This window comes from Nocardia sp. NPDC004568 (assembly GCF_040609955.1).
Classification (GTDB): Bacteria; Actinomycetota; Actinomycetes; order Mycobacteriales; family Mycobacteriaceae; genus Nocardia.
In genome coordinates, this window is record NZ_JBEXLL010000010.1 from 29,959 (window position 1) to 47,230 (window position 17,272).

Sequence of the window (17,272 nt, forward strand, 5' to 3'; positions counted from 1 at the left end):
CCTCCACTCTCGGTACCGAATCCCCGGACGGGTTGCCGACGGCGTGATCGGTACCCGGTACGGGATCCCCCGAGCCCGATGTCCGACGGCGTGCTGGGAGTGGGCGCCCGACGATTCGTGACCCGGACCGTGTGCTGCAGTGGCCTTCGGGGTGGGCGCGCGTGGAAGAGGCCGACGGGTCGCCGACGTGTGCACATCCCGGCGGGGGTAGCCGCGGGACGGGTTCGGCGGATCGCCCGGGTCAGGGCAGCGGCGCGCTCCAGCACAGGACGGTGCCGCCGGTCGGTTTGCGGCTCACCGTGCAGTGCCCGCCGGCCCGCTCCGCGCGGACCCGCAGGTTGGCCAGCCCGCTGCGCCGCCGGATTTCGGGCGACAGCCCGATGCCGTCGTCCGCCACCTCGAGAGTCACCTCGTCGCCCACGCGCAACTCGACCGACAAGGTAGTCGCGCGGGCGTGCCGCACCACGTTGCTGACCGCCTCGCGCAGGACGGCCTCGATATCGTCGGACAGGGGCTGGACCAGGACGGTGACCGGCCCGCTGAGCCGGATCGTCGTGCGCAGGTCGGTCTCGGCGGTCAGTTCGGTGACGATACCGTGCAGGTGCCGGCGGTAGCCGGCCGATTCGGTGGTCGTGGTGCTGTGCAGATCGAAGATCGAGTGCCGGATCTCCTGCATGATCGATTGCAGGTCGTCGATGGTTTCACCCAGTCGTGCCCGCACTTCGTCGCTGCGGGCACGCTGCAGGGTGCCCTGGAGGCCGAGACCCAGGGCGAAAAGGCGCTGGATGACGTGGTCGTGCAGGTCGCGGGCGATCCGGTCGCGGTCGGCGACCACATCCAGTTCCCGCATCCGGCGCTGCGTTTCCGCCAGCCGCAGGGCCAAGGCGGCCTGGTTGGCGATCACCGTCATCATGGCCCGGACGGCGGGATCGAAGGTATTGCCGCCCGACGGCTGGACGGTGGCGAGCACGCCGATGATCGTGTCCTCGGCGCGCAGCGGAAGGACGAGGGCCGGCCCGAAATCCTCGGAGATTCCCGGTGACACGTCGGTGGCCAGCTGATCCACAGCGATGGTCTGCCCGTGCCGGAACACCTTGCCCGATTGCGAACCGTGCAGTGGCAGCCGTCGTCCGCTCAGTGCGTGGGCTTGTCCACCGGATACCGCCGCAATGGTCAGTTCGCGCACCTCGTGACCGGGGAGGTCGGGATCATCGGGCAGCGCCACGAATGTGCACGCGGCGCCGGTGAGGGTGCGGGCCCGTTCGGTGACCAGATCGAGGATGTCCTGCGGTTCGCCGCCCGCGAGCAGTTCGGTGGCGACATCCCGGGTGGCTTCGAGCCAGTGCTGGCGCCGCCGGGACTGTTCGTAGAGGCGGGCGTTCTCGATGGCGATACCGGCCGCTGCCGCCAGGGCCTGCACTACGACCTCGTCGTCCTCGGTGAATTCCTTGGCCCCGATCTTCTCGGTGAGATAGAGGTTGCCGAACACCTCGTCGCGCACTTTGACCGGCACCCCGAGAAAACTGTGCATGGGCGGGTGGTGTGCCGGGAAACCGACCGATGCCGGGTGCTCGGAGATATTGGTGAGGCGGATGGGCTCGGGTTGCTGGATGAGTACTCCCAGCACCCCGTGGCCGCGGGGCAGATCGCCGATCCGCTGCCGGGTGGCATCGTCGATGCCCTCGTAGACGAATTCGGCCAACTCGTCACTGGTCGACTCGGTGCCGCGGACACCGAGTGCGCCGTATCCGGCGTCGACCAACTCGATGGCGGTGTGCACGATCGACCGGAGGGTGTCGTCCAGATCGAGGCCCGCGGTGATGGACAGCATCGCCTCCATCAGCCGGTCCATCCGGTCACGTACATCGACGATCTGGGCGATACGTTCCTGCACCTCGTCCAGGAGTTCGTGCAGCCGCAGCTGGGACAGCGTTTCGGTCACCGGGGGCCGGTCACTCGTCGCGGGCACCTGGCGTTCCATACGCAATATTCTTCCACTGGCCTGGCGTCCGCCGCTACCGTCCGACCTGTTCACGGGTCACTTGCGGTCGGGCGGGATGATCTTGGTCGCGAGTACCGCGGCCTGGGTCCGGCGTTCGACACCGAGTTTGGTGAGCAACCGCGAGACGTAGTTCTTGACGGTTTTCTCGGCCAGGAACATGCGACCGGCTATCTGGCGGTTGGTGAGCCCCTCGCCCAGCAGCGCGAGCAGGGTGCGCTCCTGTTCGGTCAGTCCGGCGAGCGGACCCGTCGCGGTTTCGGCCTCGGCCCGGAATTTCGCCATGAGCGCGGCCGCCGCCCGGTTGTCCAGCAGGGATCTGCCGGCCGCCACCTCTCGAATGGCGCGCACGAGTTCGAGGCTGGTGATGTCCTTGACGACGTAGCCGCTGGCACCGGCCAGGATGGCATCGAGCATGGCCTGGTCGTCGGTGAAGGAGGTGAGCATCAGACACCGGAGCCCTGTATTCGCCGACAGCAGTTCCCGGCACAATTCGATGCCGTTGCCGTCCGGCAGGCGGACGTCCAGGACGGCGACATCGGGCCGTAGCGCCGGGATCCGGGCCAGCGCCTGGGAGACGTTGGCCGCCTCACCGACGACCTCCAGATCGGTTTCCGCCTCGATCAGGTCGGCGACCCCGCGCCGTACTATCTCGTGGTCATCGACCAGAAACACCCTGACCATGGTCACGCCTCTCTCGGATATGAGTTGTACTCAGCGTACGGAGTGAAGAGCCCGCAGGGTGGCGGTATGGGCCTCGCATTCGACGACGAACGGCACTTGACCGGCCGATCGTTCTATGCAGGTCGCGCCGAGGCGATCGCACTACTCGTACACGTGTGCCACCGCCGCCAGTATCGTCGTGATGCGTTCACCGATCTGCTCGGCCGCCGGCCCCAGTGCGGGTTGCCCACTGCATTCCACGAGCAGTCGGGGGTCCGTCGTTTCGACGACAGTGACCGATTCCGTCCGGCGTACGGCGATATCGCAGGGCAACAGTGGGGTGATCCGTCCGTTGACCCGGGCCGCCTGTACTGCGAGGTCCCGGGCGAAGGCCCCGAGGAGCAGGTGCTCGGCCGGATCTGCGCCCGACCGCCGCTCCGGATCGGTGGGGACGGCCACTTCGTATGAGATCTCGAAACCGCTGTCCCGCAGTGCGGTACGGACCGTCCCGGCGACGGCCGCGACGGAAGCGGGTATCCGTACGCTCAGCATGGTGGTGGTCACCGGGACGTGTATCTCGGTGACCAGGTCGGCGGGGGTGACGGCCTCGTCCGGCGCGATCCGGTAGATCTCGGTGGGCGGTCCGGTCGTCTGGAGACCGGAGTGCCGGAGCCAGTCGTCGAGCGCGCGATAGGCCGCGCCGATGCTCGCGTAGTCGCCGTAATGGCAGGTGCGCGCATAGCACCGGGGTTCGGTACGGCGGAGGGTGAACTCGCCGTTCGAGGACCCCGGCGCCGCGGCCGCGACCGGAAGGATCAGCTCCGCCTCGGTGGCCGCACCGGACCGGAAATCACCGTGGTAGGTGGTCGCGGGCGGGCCGACCGGCAGCAGACCGAGGGTCCGGACGAGGCGATACAGGTCCGTCATGCCGTCGCGGATGTCGTCACCCGCTCGGTCGTCCCGTATCGTCCGGCGGATGGTGAGAACGGTGTGCGGGGCCGATTCGTGGAGATCCACCTGATATGCCATGACGTGCAGGTCCTTTCGGCGCCGTCGGCCGCTGTGGCGGAGAGCGTAGCCCGAGTAATGCGCGCACACCCCTGACCGAACGGGCTTGCCGCCCTGACCGGGCGCCGTACCCGCTACCTCGTCTCGCTGCGCGCGACGATGTTTCGAACGATATCCGGGGCCGGCCGGGTATCCCCAGGGTCGCTCGGCTCCCGTGCCGGGGCCATTCGTCCCGGCCCGAGGGATATGGGCCTTCCGTGGCCCGGAGACGGGAGGCGGCGTTCGGATCCGCCGGCGTGCCCGCGGCCGCGGTGGGCTGGGAGGTACTTGGTGAGCGGTGGCAGAGGGCATTCGGCCCTGTCCAGTTCCTTGCCGTGGTGGTGATCTGAGGAGAGATGCCGACAGAGGAAGCGGGGAAACGAGGTGATCGGTCCCGAACTGGCCCCGGGCTACGGCGGGGCTCCGCGGCGAACCGTGCCGCTGGAACGCGCCGAAGCCCTGCGCCTGCTCGCCACCGCCCCTTTCGGGCGCCTCGTGTTCACCGCCGACGCGCTGCCCGCGGTGCGGCCGGTGAACCATCTCATCGGCGACGGCGGGGAGGTGATCGTGCGGACCCAGCCGTTCGCCGGGCTGGCCCGGACGGCGCTCGGCCGGTCCGCCATCGTCGCCTATCACGCCGACGAGATCGACCCGGTGCGGCGGGTCGGATGGTCGGTGCTGGTCACCGGGCCGGCGCGGCTGGTCACCGCTGGGGAACTCGCCGCGGAGTACGCACGGCGGCTCGGCCCCTGGGACGACCCGGACAGCGGCGTCGTCATCGGTATCGAACCCACCCTGGTCACCGGGACGAGGTTGATCGCGGGGGTCGCGGTGTGAACCCGGCGACCATGCGGGCGTGGCGGGTGGACGCGCCCCGAAGTGTCGACCGGAAACCGATCACCGCGCGGCGGGAGCCGCTTCCGCGACCGGGGCCCGGTGAGCTGCTCGCCCGGGTGCTGGCCTGCGGTGTGTGCCGTACGGACCTGCACGTGGTGGAGGGCGACCTGCCCGTGCACCGGCCGCATATCGTACCGGGGCACGAGGTCGTCGCCGAGGTCGTCGCCACCGCGGAACGGGGTGCCTTCACGGTGGGGGATCGCGTCGGGATCCCGTGGTTGCGACACACCTGCGGGGTGTGCGCATTCTGCCGGAAGGGTGCGGAGAACCTGTGCCCGGAATCGCGGTACACCGGATGGGACGCCGACGGCGGGTATGCCGAATATGTCACGGTTCCACAGGAATTCGCGTTGGCGCTGCCGCTCGGATATCCGGATCGGGAGCTGGCGCCGCTGTTGTGCGCGGGCATCATCGGCTACCGGGCGCTCACCCGCGCTCTCGTACCCGCGGGCGGAATACTGGGTATCTACGGATTCGGCGGCAGCGCCCACCTGACGGCTCAGGTCGCTCTCGCCCGAGGCGCGCGCGTCCATGTCATGACCCGCGGCGCCGCGTCACGCGAACTCGCGCTCGGTCTCGGTGTCGCGTCGGTACAGCACGCCGCGGATCCGCCGCCGGAGCTCCTGGATTCGGCCATTCTGTTCGCCCCGGCGGGCGAGCTGGTACCACCGGCACTGGAAGCCCTCGGGCCGGGCGGGACCCTGGCGGTGGCGGGAATCCATCTCACCGATATCCCCCCGCTCGACTATCGGCGCCATTTGTTCCGGGAGCGGCAGATCCGCAGCGTCACGTCCAATACACGCATCGACGCCCGCGATTTTCTCGCCTTCGCGGCGCGCCATCGGTTGCGGGTGACGACCCATCCCTACCCGTTGGAGCGGGCCGACGCCGCCCTGTCCGATCTCGCGCACGGCCGGTTCGACGGCGCCGCCGTGCTACTGCCATGACTCCGGGAGCTGCCCGGTGCCGATGATCGGGGCGGGTGGCGAGGTGGCCCGCTTCCAGGCCGCCTTCTCGGGCTCGCTCTGCTCAGGTTCGGGACCGGGCGATGATCAGCGGTACGGATACCCCGTGCAACACCGCCTGGCTGGTCGAGCCCAGACTCATCCCGGCGAAACCGCCCCGACCGTGACTGCCGACAACAACCAGCTGCGCGTCTTCGGCCTCGTACAGCAACCTCCGTGCGGCCCGGTCTTCGACGACGACGCGGGTGACCGCGACGTCGGGGTACTGTTCGGTGTGTCCGGCCAAGCTCTCGGCCTGTAGCGCGCGGGCCTGTTCCTCCATCTCGGGCCGCGACAGGTACCGGAAGAATTCCGACCATGTGGTGACCGCGACGAGACCGGTCCCGCGCCGGGAGGCCTCGGCGAAGGCGAGATCGATGGCCTCGGCGCTGCGCGGTGACCCGTCCACCCCGACCACCACGGGCGCACCCGGCCGGTCGCCGTGTTCGGCGTAGCTCTGCGGGACCACGGCGACCGGGCAGTGCGCGTGCCGCGCCAGGGAGGTGCTCACCGAGCCGAGCAGCCCCCGTCCGATCGCGCTACGGCCATGGGTGCCCACCACGACCAGGCGAGCGGTCCGGGATCTCTCGATCAGAGTGGGGGCCGGGTCCGGATCGACCACGACCGTGCTGATCTCCAGTTCACCGGCGATCTCGCGGGCGATCTTCGCGGCGGAGGCGCATACGGCCTCGCCATCGGCCCGCAGCGCTTGATTGTCGAAGGCGACGACCCCGAGTCCGGGCCCGAAATCCAGCGGCGCCCCGACGGCGTACACCAGGTGCAGCGGGTCGCCGTGTCCTGCCGCTGTCCGGGCCGCCCACTGGACGGCGGCGAACGACGCGGCGGAGCCGTCGACGCCGACGACCACGGGCTCTCGGGTATATGTGCTCACGGTGGGCCCACCTTCTCACTCATCGGCTCCGGAATCCGGGCTCTGCCGGCCACGGTTTCTCCGCCGCTCCGGTTCCTCCGGATACAGCGAGGTTAAAGCGCGGACCACGCCGACGATGGGGGCGTTGGTCCCGGCCGGAAGAGACCAAAGTCGATTCCCGGCGGTGATATTCGGGGGCGGGCCCGGAGAGACCGGGCCCTGATCCTCCGGGACGGGGGACCTTCGGCACTCTCGCGATCCTGCCGGGGTCGGTCAGTATGCAGGAAGCGGGGTCGCCGCGGCGACCCGGAGGTGCGTGCGGGGTAGCGGAGGTGTCGGCATGCGGGAGCAGAGGCCCGATGAGAACACGGTCCGTGCGGTGCTGGAGCGCGCCTGCCGCGCACCGTCCCTGCACAACAGTCAACCCTGGCGCTGGCGCTGGGATGGCAGCACGCTGGAACTCTTCGTCGACGCCGAACGGCTGCTGCCCGGTACCGATCCCTTGAACCGCCAGGGCATTCTCGCCTGTGGTGCGCTGCTCGACCATGCCCTCGTCGCGTGGGCCGCCGCCGGCTGGGATGTGCGTGTCACCCGGTTCCCGGAGCCCCCTGTGCGGGCGAACCTGGCCGCGCTGTCGTTCGCGGGGCGGCGCGAGCCGTTCGAGATCGAGATGCTGTCCGCCGCCGCCATCGACAGCCGGTACACCGACCGAGCACCCATGGCCGCCCCCGATGGCTGGGCCGAGCTCGAGCCGGTGCTGCAGAGTCTGTGCCGGTACCGCGATACCGCACTGCACGTGGTGGACCCGCGTCTGCGCGCCGATCTGGACAGTCTCTCCCGGACCACTGCGAAGCTGCGCCGGCACGATCCCCGATATCAGAGGGAACTGCTGTGGTGGGCCGGTGCCGGTACCCACGGCGGTGCCGGGATCCCGGCCGGTCGGCTGCCCTCGGCCGATCTATCGGGCCGGGTGCCGGTCAATCGTAGTTTCCCGGTGGGTGCGCTGGGCGCGGCCGATGAGGACGTCCGCCCGGACGAGGCGATGATCGTTGTACTGTCCAGCCGCGACGATACGGTCGAGTCGCTGCTGTGGTGCGGGGAGGCGTTGTCGGCGGTACTGCTGGAGTGCACTGTCGAGGACTTGTCGACCTGCGTTCTCACCCATGTCACCGAGCTCCCCTCGGCCCGGGCGAGAGTCGCCGAACTGGTAGGTCCGCGGTTTCCGCAGATGCTCGTCCGATTGGGGCGTTCGCTCGCGCCGCCACCATCGCGTACCCCGCGGCGCGATACCGACGAGGTGCTCGATATCTCTTCGCTGGGGTGAGCCGTCACGACCCGTGCGGCCGCCGCCGGGCAGACCCCGCGCGGGGCGGCACCCAGGGCCGGGAGTTCCGGGTCGGATGAAAGAGCGGACCTTTGCCTCTGTCGGCCGGGCACCCGGCCGGTCAGACTCGATTGGTGGCTCACAGTGCTGCCGCACCGCGGATCGATACGCGCCGTCACGACGCGGTGATCTTCGATATGGACGGGGTGGTGACCGACAGCGCCTCGATACACGCTGCGGTGTGGACCGAATTGTTCGATGCCTTCCTCGCCGCTCGGCCGGCCGCCCCCGGACAGGACCGGTCACCGTTCACCGAGGTCGACTATCTGAAGTACGTGGACGGTAAGCCCCGTTACCGAGGTGTCGCCGATTTTCTCGCCTCCCGCAATATCCGGCTGCCGTGGGGCGTCCCGGCCGATCCCGAATCGGCCGAGACCGTATGCGGTGTGGGCAACCGCAAGGACCACCTGTTCCGCGAGCGCATCGCGCGCGACGGTGTCGTGGCGTTCGATTCCACCGTCGCGCTGGTTCGCCGGCTCCGCTCCGAAGGCGTCCGGACCGCTGTGTTCACCGCCAGCCGCAATTGCGAGCAGGTGCTCGCCGCGGCCGGTCTCGCCCACCTCTTCGAGGTCCGGGTCGACGGGGGGGACGCGGAAGAGCTCGGCCTGCCGGGGAAGCCGGACCCGGCCGTGCTGCGCGAAACCGCGGCGCGTCTGCACAGCGCGCCGGGCCGGGTCGTCGTGGTGGAGGACGCCGAAGCCGGTGTGGCGGCAGGCCGTAACGGGGGTTTCGGACTGGTGGTGGGCATCGACCGGGTAGGTGACGGGGACAGACTGCTGTCCGCGGGGGCCGATACGGTGGTCGACGACGCCGCGCGGATCGGTGTGCGCGGTGGATTCCGGCGGGTCGGTGAGGTCCCCGATGTTTTCGAGTACTGGCCGCGGTTCGCGGATCTGCTGGAAACCGAGAAACCCGCTGTACTCATGGACTTCGACGGCACACTGGCCGAGATCGTCACCGATCCGGCCGCGGCCGAGATGGTGGAGGGCGCGGCCGCGACCCTCGCGGATCTGGCCGCGCGGTGCCCGGTTGCCGTGCTCAGCGGCCGCGGGCTCGACGATCTACAGGCGCGAATGCCGGTTCCCGGTGTCTGGCTCGCGGGCAGCCACGGGGTCGAACTGATGGCGCCCGACGGCACCCGCCACCTGCCCGGCGCGCTACCGGGCACGGAGGCCGACCTCGCCCGTGCCGCCGCGGATCTGCGGGTACGGCTGGGCGATATCGCGGGGGTCACTGTCGAGCACAAACGGTTCGCCGTGGCCGTGCACTTCCGGGCAGCGACGGACACGGACGCCGCCGAGGCGATCACCCTCGTCGGCGCGGCCGGGCGCGTCCACGGTCTGCGGGTGACTCCCGGGCGCAAGGTGATCGAGCTGCGGCCGGATGTGGCCTGGGGAAAAGGAGACGCACTGCGCTGGATCCTGGAACGAATCGACGGACCGGTGGTCCCGCTGTACCTCGGCGACGATATGACCGATGAGGATGCCTTCGACGTCGTCGGGCCGGACGGGGTCGCCGTCGTGGTGCGGGCCGCGGAGAACACCGGCCGATACACCTCCGCCCACTTCTCGGTGGACGGCCCTCGCCGGGTCTCGGATCTGCTCGCCCGGTGCGTGCGGTTGATCGGCACCGGTCCGGCCGCGGCGGAATCGGAGACGTGGTCGTACGCCTACGACGGCTACGACCCTGAACAGGAGAAGCTGCGCGAGGCGCTCTGCACTGTCGGCAACGGCTATTTCGCCGTGCGCGGGGCGGCACCGGAGAGCCGGGCGGGACCTTGTCATTACCCCGGCACCTATGTGGCCGGGATCTACAACCGGCTCCGGGACCGGGTGAACGACCGGACGGTCGTCAACGAGAGCATGGTCAACCTGCCGAACTGGCTGCCTGTGACGTTCCGGATCGCCGACGGTGACTGGTTCGATCTCGACACCGCCGACCTGCTGGACTACCGGCAGCGTCTGGACCTGCGGCGCGCCGAACTGGTCCGGTGGTTCCGGTTCCGGGACGGCGCGGGCCGGATCACCCGGGTAGAGCAGCGGCGATTCGCGGCGATGCACCGTCCGCACCTTGGAGCCCTCGTCACGACTGTTACGGCCGAGAACTGGTCGGGCATCCTCCAGCTGCGCTCGATGATCGACGGGGAGGTGAACAACAGCCTGGTCGAACGCTACCGGGCCCTGTCCGGAGTACATCTGGACGCGGTGCGAACGGCCCGGTTGTCGGAGGCGGCCGTACTTCTCGCGGCACGCACCGGCGACTCGGAGATCCCGCTGGCCGTGGCGATCCGCGACCTGCTGCGTGGTGCGCCCGCGCGGGCCGTGGAGGTGCGGGAGCGCAGCCGCATCGGTCACGAGTTCGGACTCGAGATCGGAGAGGGCGGCTCGGTAACCCTCGAGAAGACGGCAGTGGTGTGCACGGGGCGGGACCGGGCCTCATCCGGTCCCGCGGACCAGGCCGGACGGTTGCTGGCGGCGGCGCCGGACTACGCGGCGCTCTTCGCCGGACACACCCGGGCCTGGGAGCGGATCTGGGGCAGGATGCGAATAGATCTCGACGACGACGCGGGGTCGGTGCGTGTGCTGCGGCTGCACCTGCTGCACCTGATCCAGACCTTGTCCCCGAACACCGTGGAACTGGACGTGGGTGTGCCGGCCCGGGGATTGCACGGTGAGGCCTATCGCGGTCACGTCTTCTGGGACGAACTGTTCGTTTTCCCGGTGCTGAACCCGCGTATCCCGGCGCTGACCCGCTCGCTGTTGCGCTACCGCCACCGGCGGCTGCCGGAGGCCCGGCGGGCAGCCGCGGCGGCCGGCGTGCCGGGCGCGATGTTTCCCTGGCAGTCGGGTGGCGACGGACGTGAGGAGAGCCAGCAACTGCATCTGAACCCGCTCTCGGGCCGATGGAATCCGGATCCGAGTCGGCGGGCGCACCATATCGGCGCCGCCGTCGCCTACACGGTGTGGCAGTACTATCAGGCCACCGGCGATCTCGAATTCCTCGCCGACCACGGCGCCGAGCTGCTCGTGGAGATCGCCCGGTTCTGGGCCGGGCTGGCGGATTACGACCCGCGGCGGGGGCGGTATGTGCTGTGTGGTGTCATCGGTCCCGACGAATTCCATACGGGCTATCCGCACGCTCCTCTGGCGGGTGTCGACAACAACGCCTACACCAACGTCATGGCCGCCTGGACCATCACCTGCGCGCTCGAAGCCCTCGATACGCTCGCCCCACGGGTTCGCGCCGAACTATTGGAGCGGCTCGGGGTGGGCCCGGCCGAGCCGGCCCGATGGCGCGAGGTCGCCCATCGGATGTATGTGCCGTTCCACGATGGCGTGATCAGCCAGTTCGACGGCTACGAGCGGCTACGGGAACTGGACTGGGAGCATTACCGGCGCCGTTACGGCAATATCCAGCGGCTGGACCGGATACTGGAGGCCGAGGGCGACGATATCGGCCGCTATCGCGCAGGCAAACAGGCCGATGTGCTCATGCTCTTCTACCTGTTCTCCGCCGACGAACTCCGCGAACTGTTCACGCGTGCGGGCTACGAGCTGCCGGGGGAGATGATCCCGCGGACGATCGACTATTACACGGCGCGGACCTCGCACGGATCCACGCTGAGCGCCCTGGTGCATTCGTGGGTGCTCGCCCGGGCCCACCGCGACCGTGCCATGGAATTCTTCGAGCAGGTGGTTCGTTCCGATGTTGCCGATATCCAGGGTGGGACCACCGGTGAAGGTATCCATCTGGCCGCGATGGCGGGCAGCGTCGATCTGCTGCAGCGCTGTTTCACCGGTCTGGAGATACGGCGCGACCAGCTCATCTTCTGCCCGTACTGGCCGAAAAGCATGGGCACTCTGTCCTTTCCGATGATGTATCGGGGCCACCGGCTGATCGTGCGCGTCGACGGCCGCCGAGTCGAGATCGGATCGGAGCCGGGAAACGCGCCGCCGATCGAAGTGGTCTGCCGGGACCGGCCGGTGTGGCTCGAGCCCGGTGAGACGGTCCGGCTGGTCGATCATCCACCCACCGGGGCGCCGTATCCGGAGCCCGGACGGGAATTTGCGACAGGCCGTCCTCAGGAGCCCGGCGCCGGGTAGTGCCTCGACGAGAAGTGATGTGCCACGACTTCCTCTTGCGCACGTAGTTCCGCGCTGGTGACCACTCGAGAGTCCGGTCCCGGGAAGGTCAGCGCGCGATTGCCGGTGTCTGCCCAGTGCACCAGATAGGGCGGGCCTCCGTCGGCGCCGTGTATCTCCTCGATCAGACCGCGCCGCACCGTCCCCCCGACCGCGTGTCCTTCGACTATCAGCCAATCTCCGGGTGTGGCTCGCATGGATCGACGACCTCCTCGCGCTGGAACCGATCGGTGGCGCGGTATGCGGGAGCGGCGGTGAACCGACCGCCGGGTATCCGCCGGGCCGCCCCGTCGACCTGCCGAAGTGCTTTCAGCTTCCGCTCGGCAGGGAATGACCGGGAGGCCCGATCGTCATCGACCGCGGGGCACTAGGTCCTCCGCCGAACGGGATGGGTGGTGATCGGAGTGGTTGTGGGCCTATCTGTCCAGACCGGCTCCCACATCGGTGCCGGGTCGATCCGCGCCCGCCGGATCCGCCCGGCGCGTGACACGGCGTATCCGGACCCGCCGGACGAGCTCGCCGACGGTTGTGGGTTCGAAAACGTCGGTGCCCGGCTGCGATACCGTGGCGGCCGCCGCCGCGACACCGAACTCACAAGCGCGCAGGCAACCGTCGCCGCGGAGGGTGCGATAGGTGAGGGCGGCCACGAGACTGTCGCCGGCGCAGGCGTCGCTGCGTGCCCGGCCGGGCAGCGGTGGCGCGGAGATCTCGTAATCGACGCCGGATTCCGAATACACGGCCCCGAGCGCGCCCACGGTGGTTACGGCGTGCCGCGTCGCGCCGGAGTCGAGCAGCCGGTGATTCGCCCGCCGGGCGTCGTCGAAGGTGTGGATGGGCGAGCCGATCAGCCCGGCGGCCTCCTTGCGGTCCAGCCGGATGAGGAATACATCCTCGCCGGGTAACCGGCGCAGCTGCCCGCCCGTCACATCGATGAGTACCGGGATCCGGCCCGGGCGGGCCTGGCGGACCACGGTCGCCGTGAAGTCGTCGGGGATCCCCGGTGGGACACTGCCGGTGATGACGAGTGCCGCGCTGCCGGGGAGCCCGGCCCGGATCGCCGCGAGCACACCGGCCGTTTCCTGCTCCGTGATCGTCGCACCCGGCGGGACGATGTGGTAGCTGTGCCCGGTCCCGGTCTCCGCTACGACGAAGGCTTCCCGTGTTCCACCTTCGACCGGTACTCGGCGCCTGTCCATGCCCTCGTCCGCGAGTAGATGGTCGAGCCGCAGCCCGGTATCCCCGCCGGACAGGTACAGGGAGGTGGCCGAACCCCCGAGCCGCCGGATACAGCGCGCCACATTGATACCGCCGCCGCCCGCGCGGACGGAGCGTACCCGCGCCCGGTTCTTGCCCTCCGCGATCAGCTCGTTCACTTCCAGGCATATGTCGATGGTCGGGTTCAGCGTGACTGTGAGAACCCGTACCGCTCCGTCCGATGTGCAGCTCACGGCCGACCCCGGTGGTCCCCGCTGTCGTGCCACCGGCGCAGCGCCTCGGCCGCGACGAGAGCCGGCGGTCGCCGGGTGTCGAGCACGACAGCCTCGGGCCAGGGCGCGGCGGTCGCCGAGATAGCGTGCGCCAGCGGCGGGGTGGCGTCGGATTCGCCGCGGGGCCGATCCCGCAGCCGGTGGTCGGCGACGTCGCGCGGACATTCGCACCGTAATTGCACCGGCTCGGCACCGTGCGTGGTGGCGAGTTCGCGGGCCCGGCGCCGCTCGTCGGCGGCGGGCCAACCGGCGTCCAGTACCACCGGTACTCCCGTCTGTAACAAGAGGCGGGCCCGCTCCAGCAATTCGGTGTATACCCGGTGTCTGCTCTCCGGGGCGTACGCTCCGGCGTCATAGGCGCCGGCAGCACCGGCTATCTCGCCTGTGTGCATCAGTTCCCGGCGTATCGAATCGGTCGAGAGCAGATGGGAACCGGTCGCTTTCGCGAGCTGTCCGGCGACCGTGGTCTTGCCCGTGCCGGGGAGCCCGCCGACCAGTGCGAGCCGGATCGCGCCGTACTCCAGGTGCTGTTCGACCAGCGTCAGGTGTCGCCCGGCCCGGTCTCGTGCCGCTCTGTCGCCCTGGCCGTAGCGAATCACATCGACCTTCGCCCGCACCGCCGCACGATAGGCCCGATAGTGATGGTCCAGCGACGGCGGCGCTTGGTCGCCGCCGAGTTGCCGGTAGTCCGTGAGCAGGCGGGCCGCGTACCCGGGATGGCCGAGGAATTCGAGATCCATGGCCAGGAAGGCGATATCGTCCAGACAGTCGATATGGCGGAGTTCGTCGTCGAAATCCAGGCAGTCCAGGATCCGGAACCCGTCGGGTAGGTCGAAGATGTCCTCCGCGAGCAGGTCGCCGTGCCCGTCCACCATCCACCCGCCCGCGATCCGCTGGGCGAACAGCCGATCCCGGCCGCGAACGTAGTCCAGGGCGCGTTTCTCGATCGCGGCGAGGCGGCCGGCATCGACGACCGCGGAGGACTGCTCGCGCAGTGGGCCGAGAACGCTCCGCCAGCGGTCACGCAGCGCCGCACCCGTCCCGGCGCGATCGATATCCGGGCCACGCCGGGCGCTCTCGTGGAAAGCTACGAGAGTGGCTACCAGCGGGCGCAAATCGCTCACCGGACGGCCGGGATCGGCGAGCAGAGCGGACAGCCGGCGGTTCTCGGGCATGCGGCGCATGACCACGACCGGTTCGTTCGCGCCGCCGGTCGGATCGGTGAGATGTGCGAGACCGAGGTAGACATCCGGAGCGAGCCTCCGGTTGAGTTCGAGTTCGCGGCGGCACGCCCGTTCCCGGTTCTGCGACGTGGCGAAGTTCAGGAAATCGGTGGTGATCGGCTTTTTCACCTTGTACGCGCGGTCGCCGAACAGGACGACCATGCCGGTGTGCGTTTCCCGTAGTCCGGCCGCCTGAGTGCGGGTCTCCGGCGGGACCGGTTCGGCGGAGTCCGGCGGTGAGAGGGTCATCGGGGTGCCGCCGCGGACCGTGCGTGGTCGAGCAGCAGGCGGCGTTCGGCGGCGGCGACCGCGCGGCGGGCCGCGGGAACGGCGTCGGGCGTCACCGACACCGAGGTGATCCCCATCCGCACCAGGTGCTCGGTGAACTCCGGATGATTCGACGGCGCCTGGCCGCACAGTGACGAGGTGATGCCCGCGGCGCGGGCGGTCGTGACGATCTGTCCGATCGCGTCGAGTACGGCTGGATCGGATTCGTCGAACAACTCGCTGCACTGCTCGGAGTCGCGGTCGACGCCCAGCATGAGCTGCGTGAGGTCGTTGCTGCCGATGGAGACGCCGTCGATACCGAGTCCGGCGTACTCGGGAAGCCAGTACATCACCGACGGTACTTCGGCCATCACCCAGCGATGCAGATGGCGCTGGCTTCCGAGCGGGCTCGAGTCGATCAGTTCCAGGCAGGACTCGAGTTCCCAGCGGGTGCGCACGAACGGGATCATCAGGTGCAGGTTCGGTGATTGCTCGCGCACCCGCGCCAGCGCCGCCAGCTCGAGCCGGAACACCTCGGGATCGCGGACGTAACGGTAGCAGCCGCGGTAGCCGATCATCGGGTTGTTCTCGAAGGGTTCGTAGCGGTCGCCCCCGGCCAGTCCGCGGAACTCGTTGCTGCGGAAATCGCTGGCCCGGTACACCACCGGCCGGGGCCGGAAGGCCGTCGCTATGCGGTGCAGCGATTCGGACATGCCGCCCACGAACCGCTCCTGCTCGCCGCGGGCGATCAGGTCACGTGGGTGCCTATGGTCCAGGGCCCGGGTCAGCAGGGTCTCCGCGCGCAGCAGCCCTACGCCGTCGACATCGGTCGCGGCGATGTGCTCAACGGTTTCGGGAAGCGCGAGGTTGACATACACCCGCGTGGCGGTCGGTTCCGCTGCGGCGGTCGTGGCGACGTCCGGCGCGCGGGCCGTGGTGGTTTTCGCACCGCCACGTCCCGCGCCGGCACGGATCTCGCCGGTCGCGCCGTCGACCGTGACCAGCGCGTGATCGGTGAGGGTAGTGGTGGCCGTGCGTGCGCCGACGACACAGGGTATGCCGAGTTCCCGCGCGACGATGGCGGCGTGGCAGGTCATACCACCGCTGTCGGTGACCACGGCGGCGGCGCGGCTCAAGGTGGGCAGCCAATCCGGGTTCGTCATCGGCGCGACCAGGATCTCGCCCTCGCGTAGTGTGTCGCCCCGGGCGGGGGAATCGAGGATCCGGACCGTTCCGGTGGCCGAGCCGGGAGCCGCCGCGAGCCCGCGGACCAGGATCCCGGAACCACCCGCCGTACCGCCGGTATCGGCGGAGCGCCGCCCGGGCAGGGTCGTGATCGGCCGAGCCTGCACCAGCCATAATCGCTCGGCGTCGAAGACCCACTCCACATCCTGAGGTGTGCCGTGATGATGTTCCTGCACGGCCAGAGCCATTCGTGCGACAGCGACGGCCTCGGATTCGCGCAGGACCGGTGCGGTGGTCTCGGCCGGGGACAGCGCGACCCGCCGGTCACCGTCGGCGCCGGCCACCACGGCGTACTCCTGGTGGCCCCCGCGAGTGCTGAGCAGTGTCGGCCCGGCGGCGTCGAGCAGGTAGGTATCGGGTTCGGTGGCGCCGGAAACCACCACCTCCCCTTGGCCGCGCGCGGCCTCCACCACGACGCGGTCCTGTCGTCCGGTGGCCGGGTCGGCGGTGAACGCGACTCCGGCCACCCGCGCGGTCACCATTTCCTGCACCACCACGGCCATCTGCGGACGGTCGGTGATCTTGCGTCGCGCCCGATAGGCCAGCACGCGCGGGGTGAAGAGGGAAGCCCAGCATTCGATCACCGCGTCCAGCAGCTTCTGTTCACCGCGCACGTTGGTCAGGGTCGCGTTCATCCCGGCGAAGGAAGCGGTCGCGCTGTCCTCTCCGACCGCGGAAGAACGCACAGCGACCGGGATATCCGTGCCGAGTCCCCGATACTCCGAGCCGATGACCTCGCGTACCGAGGGCTCGAGGACGGTGTCGTGGATCAGCTCGCGCATCGCGCGGCACCGTTTCGCCAGTTCGGCCCCGTCGGTGACCGCGTCGAGCGCCGCGGAGTGCAGACGGTCCAATTCGGCACCGTGGCGGCCGTGGGTGATCACGTGTTCGTAGCAGGCACGCAGAATGACGAAACCGGGCGGAACCGGCAGCCGCGCCGCCACGAGTTCGCCGAGGTTGGCTCCCTTGCCTCCTGCCTCCGCTATATCCCCGATGCCGAGCTGATCGAACGGTGCAACATATCGGCCCATGGTCGCTCCTCC

At 69.6% G+C, this 17,272-nt stretch carries 12 protein-coding genes; 4 read left to right on the forward strand and 8 right to left on the reverse strand.

Features of this window, described 5'->3' with window-relative positions; translation table 11 throughout:
• Positions 1 to 241: 241 nt before the first annotated feature.
• From ABZV91_RS07665 to ABZV91_RS07675, 3 genes are all read right to left on the reverse strand, one after another.
• Positions 242 to 1,981 (reverse strand): GAF domain-containing sensor histidine kinase, encoded by a 1,740-nt coding sequence (locus ABZV91_RS07665; protein ID WP_355237006.1) that lies wholly within the window; start codon positions 1,979 to 1,981, stop codon positions 242 to 244.
• A gap of 57 nt (positions 1,982 to 2,038) precedes the next feature.
• Positions 2,039 to 2,683, reverse strand: coding sequence for a response regulator transcription factor (locus ABZV91_RS07670; RefSeq protein WP_355237009.1), 645 nt, complete (start codon positions 2,681 to 2,683; stop codon positions 2,039 to 2,041).
• A 141-nt stretch (positions 2,684 to 2,824) separates the two neighbouring features.
• Positions 2,825 to 3,691 (reverse strand): GyrI-like domain-containing protein, encoded by an 867-nt coding sequence (locus ABZV91_RS07675; RefSeq protein ID WP_355237011.1) that lies wholly within the window; start codon positions 3,689 to 3,691, stop codon positions 2,825 to 2,827.
• 405 nt (positions 3,692 to 4,096) lie between these two features.
• Between ABZV91_RS07675 and ABZV91_RS07680 the strand changes: the two genes are divergently transcribed.
• Both ABZV91_RS07680 and ABZV91_RS07685 read left to right on the forward strand, forming a co-directional pair.
• On the forward strand, positions 4,097 to 4,546 hold the full coding sequence (locus ABZV91_RS07680) for a pyridoxamine 5'-phosphate oxidase family protein (protein ID WP_355237263.1): 450 nt from the start codon (positions 4,097 to 4,099) through the stop codon (positions 4,544 to 4,546).
• An 11-nt stretch (positions 4,547 to 4,557) separates the two neighbouring features.
• Positions 4,558 to 5,553 (forward strand): zinc-binding alcohol dehydrogenase family protein, encoded by a 996-nt coding sequence (locus ABZV91_RS07685; protein WP_355237266.1) that lies wholly within the window; start codon positions 4,558 to 4,560, stop codon positions 5,551 to 5,553.
• A gap of 82 nt (positions 5,554 to 5,635) precedes the next feature.
• On the opposite strand, the gene ABZV91_RS07690 is transcribed toward ABZV91_RS07685, so the two are convergent.
• Entirely contained in the window at positions 5,636 to 6,502 is an 867-nt protein-coding gene (locus ABZV91_RS07690; RefSeq protein ID WP_355237014.1) for a universal stress protein, read from the reverse strand.
• 319 nt (positions 6,503 to 6,821) lie between these two features.
• Between ABZV91_RS07690 and ABZV91_RS07695 the strand changes: the two genes are divergently transcribed.
• Positions 6,822 to 7,805, forward strand: a complete 984-nt coding sequence (locus tag ABZV91_RS07695) for a hypothetical protein (RefSeq protein ID WP_355237017.1) — start codon at positions 6,822 to 6,824, stop codon at positions 7,803 to 7,805.
• A 134-nt stretch (positions 7,806 to 7,939) separates the two neighbouring features.
• Positions 7,940 to 11,968 carry a trehalose-phosphatase gene (gene otsB / locus ABZV91_RS07700; RefSeq protein ID WP_355237019.1) on the forward strand — a complete coding sequence of 1,343 codons (4,029 nt, stop codon included), beginning with the start codon at positions 7,940 to 7,942 and terminating at the stop codon, positions 11,966 to 11,968.
• Here the strand turns inward: otsB and ABZV91_RS07705 are convergent.
• The 4 genes from ABZV91_RS07705 to ppsA form a co-directional block, all read right to left on the reverse strand.
• Positions 11,947 to 12,204, reverse strand: coding sequence for a DUF1918 domain-containing protein (locus tag ABZV91_RS07705; RefSeq protein ID WP_355237022.1), 258 nt, complete (start codon positions 12,202 to 12,204; stop codon positions 11,947 to 11,949). The two genes, otsB and ABZV91_RS07705, sit on opposite strands and share 22 nt — an antisense overlap.
• Before the next feature lie 219 nt (positions 12,205 to 12,423).
• Complete coding sequence (locus ABZV91_RS07710; protein WP_355237025.1) at positions 12,424 to 13,455, reverse strand: 1-phosphofructokinase family hexose kinase; 1,032 nt, start codon at positions 13,453 to 13,455, stop codon at positions 12,424 to 12,426.
• A complete protein-coding gene (locus ABZV91_RS07715; RefSeq protein ID WP_355237028.1) occupies positions 13,452 to 14,966 on the reverse strand; it encodes an AAA family ATPase in 1,515 nt (504 codons plus the stop codon). The genes ABZV91_RS07710 and ABZV91_RS07715 overlap by 4 nt, the downstream gene beginning before the upstream one ends.
• Positions 14,963 to 17,260: a phosphoenolpyruvate synthase gene (gene ppsA / locus ABZV91_RS07720; protein WP_355237031.1), complete on the reverse strand. Its 2,298-nt coding sequence runs from the start codon at positions 17,258 to 17,260 to the stop codon at positions 14,963 to 14,965. Before ppsA ends, ABZV91_RS07715 begins: the two co-directional genes overlap by 4 nt.
• Between the last annotated feature and the right edge of the window lie 12 nt (positions 17,261 to 17,272).

What these genes read in the sequence shown, in the direction of transcription:
- ABZV91_RS07705 (WP_355237022.1), bottom strand. Translation starts at nt 12,204, where the DNA reads ATGCGAGCCACACCCGGAGATTGGCTGATAGTCGAAGGACACGCGGTC.
- ABZV91_RS07695 (WP_355237017.1), top strand. Translation starts at nt 6,822, where the DNA reads ATGCGGGAGCAGAGGCCCGATGAGAACACGGTCCGTGCGGTGCTGGAG.
- ABZV91_RS07665 (WP_355237006.1), bottom strand. Translation starts at nt 1,981, where the DNA reads ATGGAACGCCAGGTGCCCGCGACGAGTGACCGGCCCCCGGTGACCGAA.
- ABZV91_RS07675 (WP_355237011.1), bottom strand. Translation starts at nt 3,691, where the DNA reads ATGGCATATCAGGTGGATCTCCACGAATCGGCCCCGCACACCGTTCTC.
- ABZV91_RS07685 (WP_355237266.1), top strand. Translation starts at nt 4,558, where the DNA reads ATGCGGGCGTGGCGGGTGGACGCGCCCCGAAGTGTCGACCGGAAACCG.
- ppsA (WP_355237031.1), bottom strand. Translation starts at nt 17,260, where the DNA reads ATGGGCCGATATGTTGCACCGTTCGATCAGCTCGGCATCGGGGATATA.
- ABZV91_RS07715 (WP_355237028.1), bottom strand. Translation starts at nt 14,966, where the DNA reads ATGACCCTCTCACCGCCGGACTCCGCCGAACCGGTCCCGCCGGAGACC.
- ABZV91_RS07670 (WP_355237009.1), bottom strand. Translation starts at nt 2,683, where the DNA reads ATGGTCAGGGTGTTTCTGGTCGATGACCACGAGATAGTACGGCGCGGG.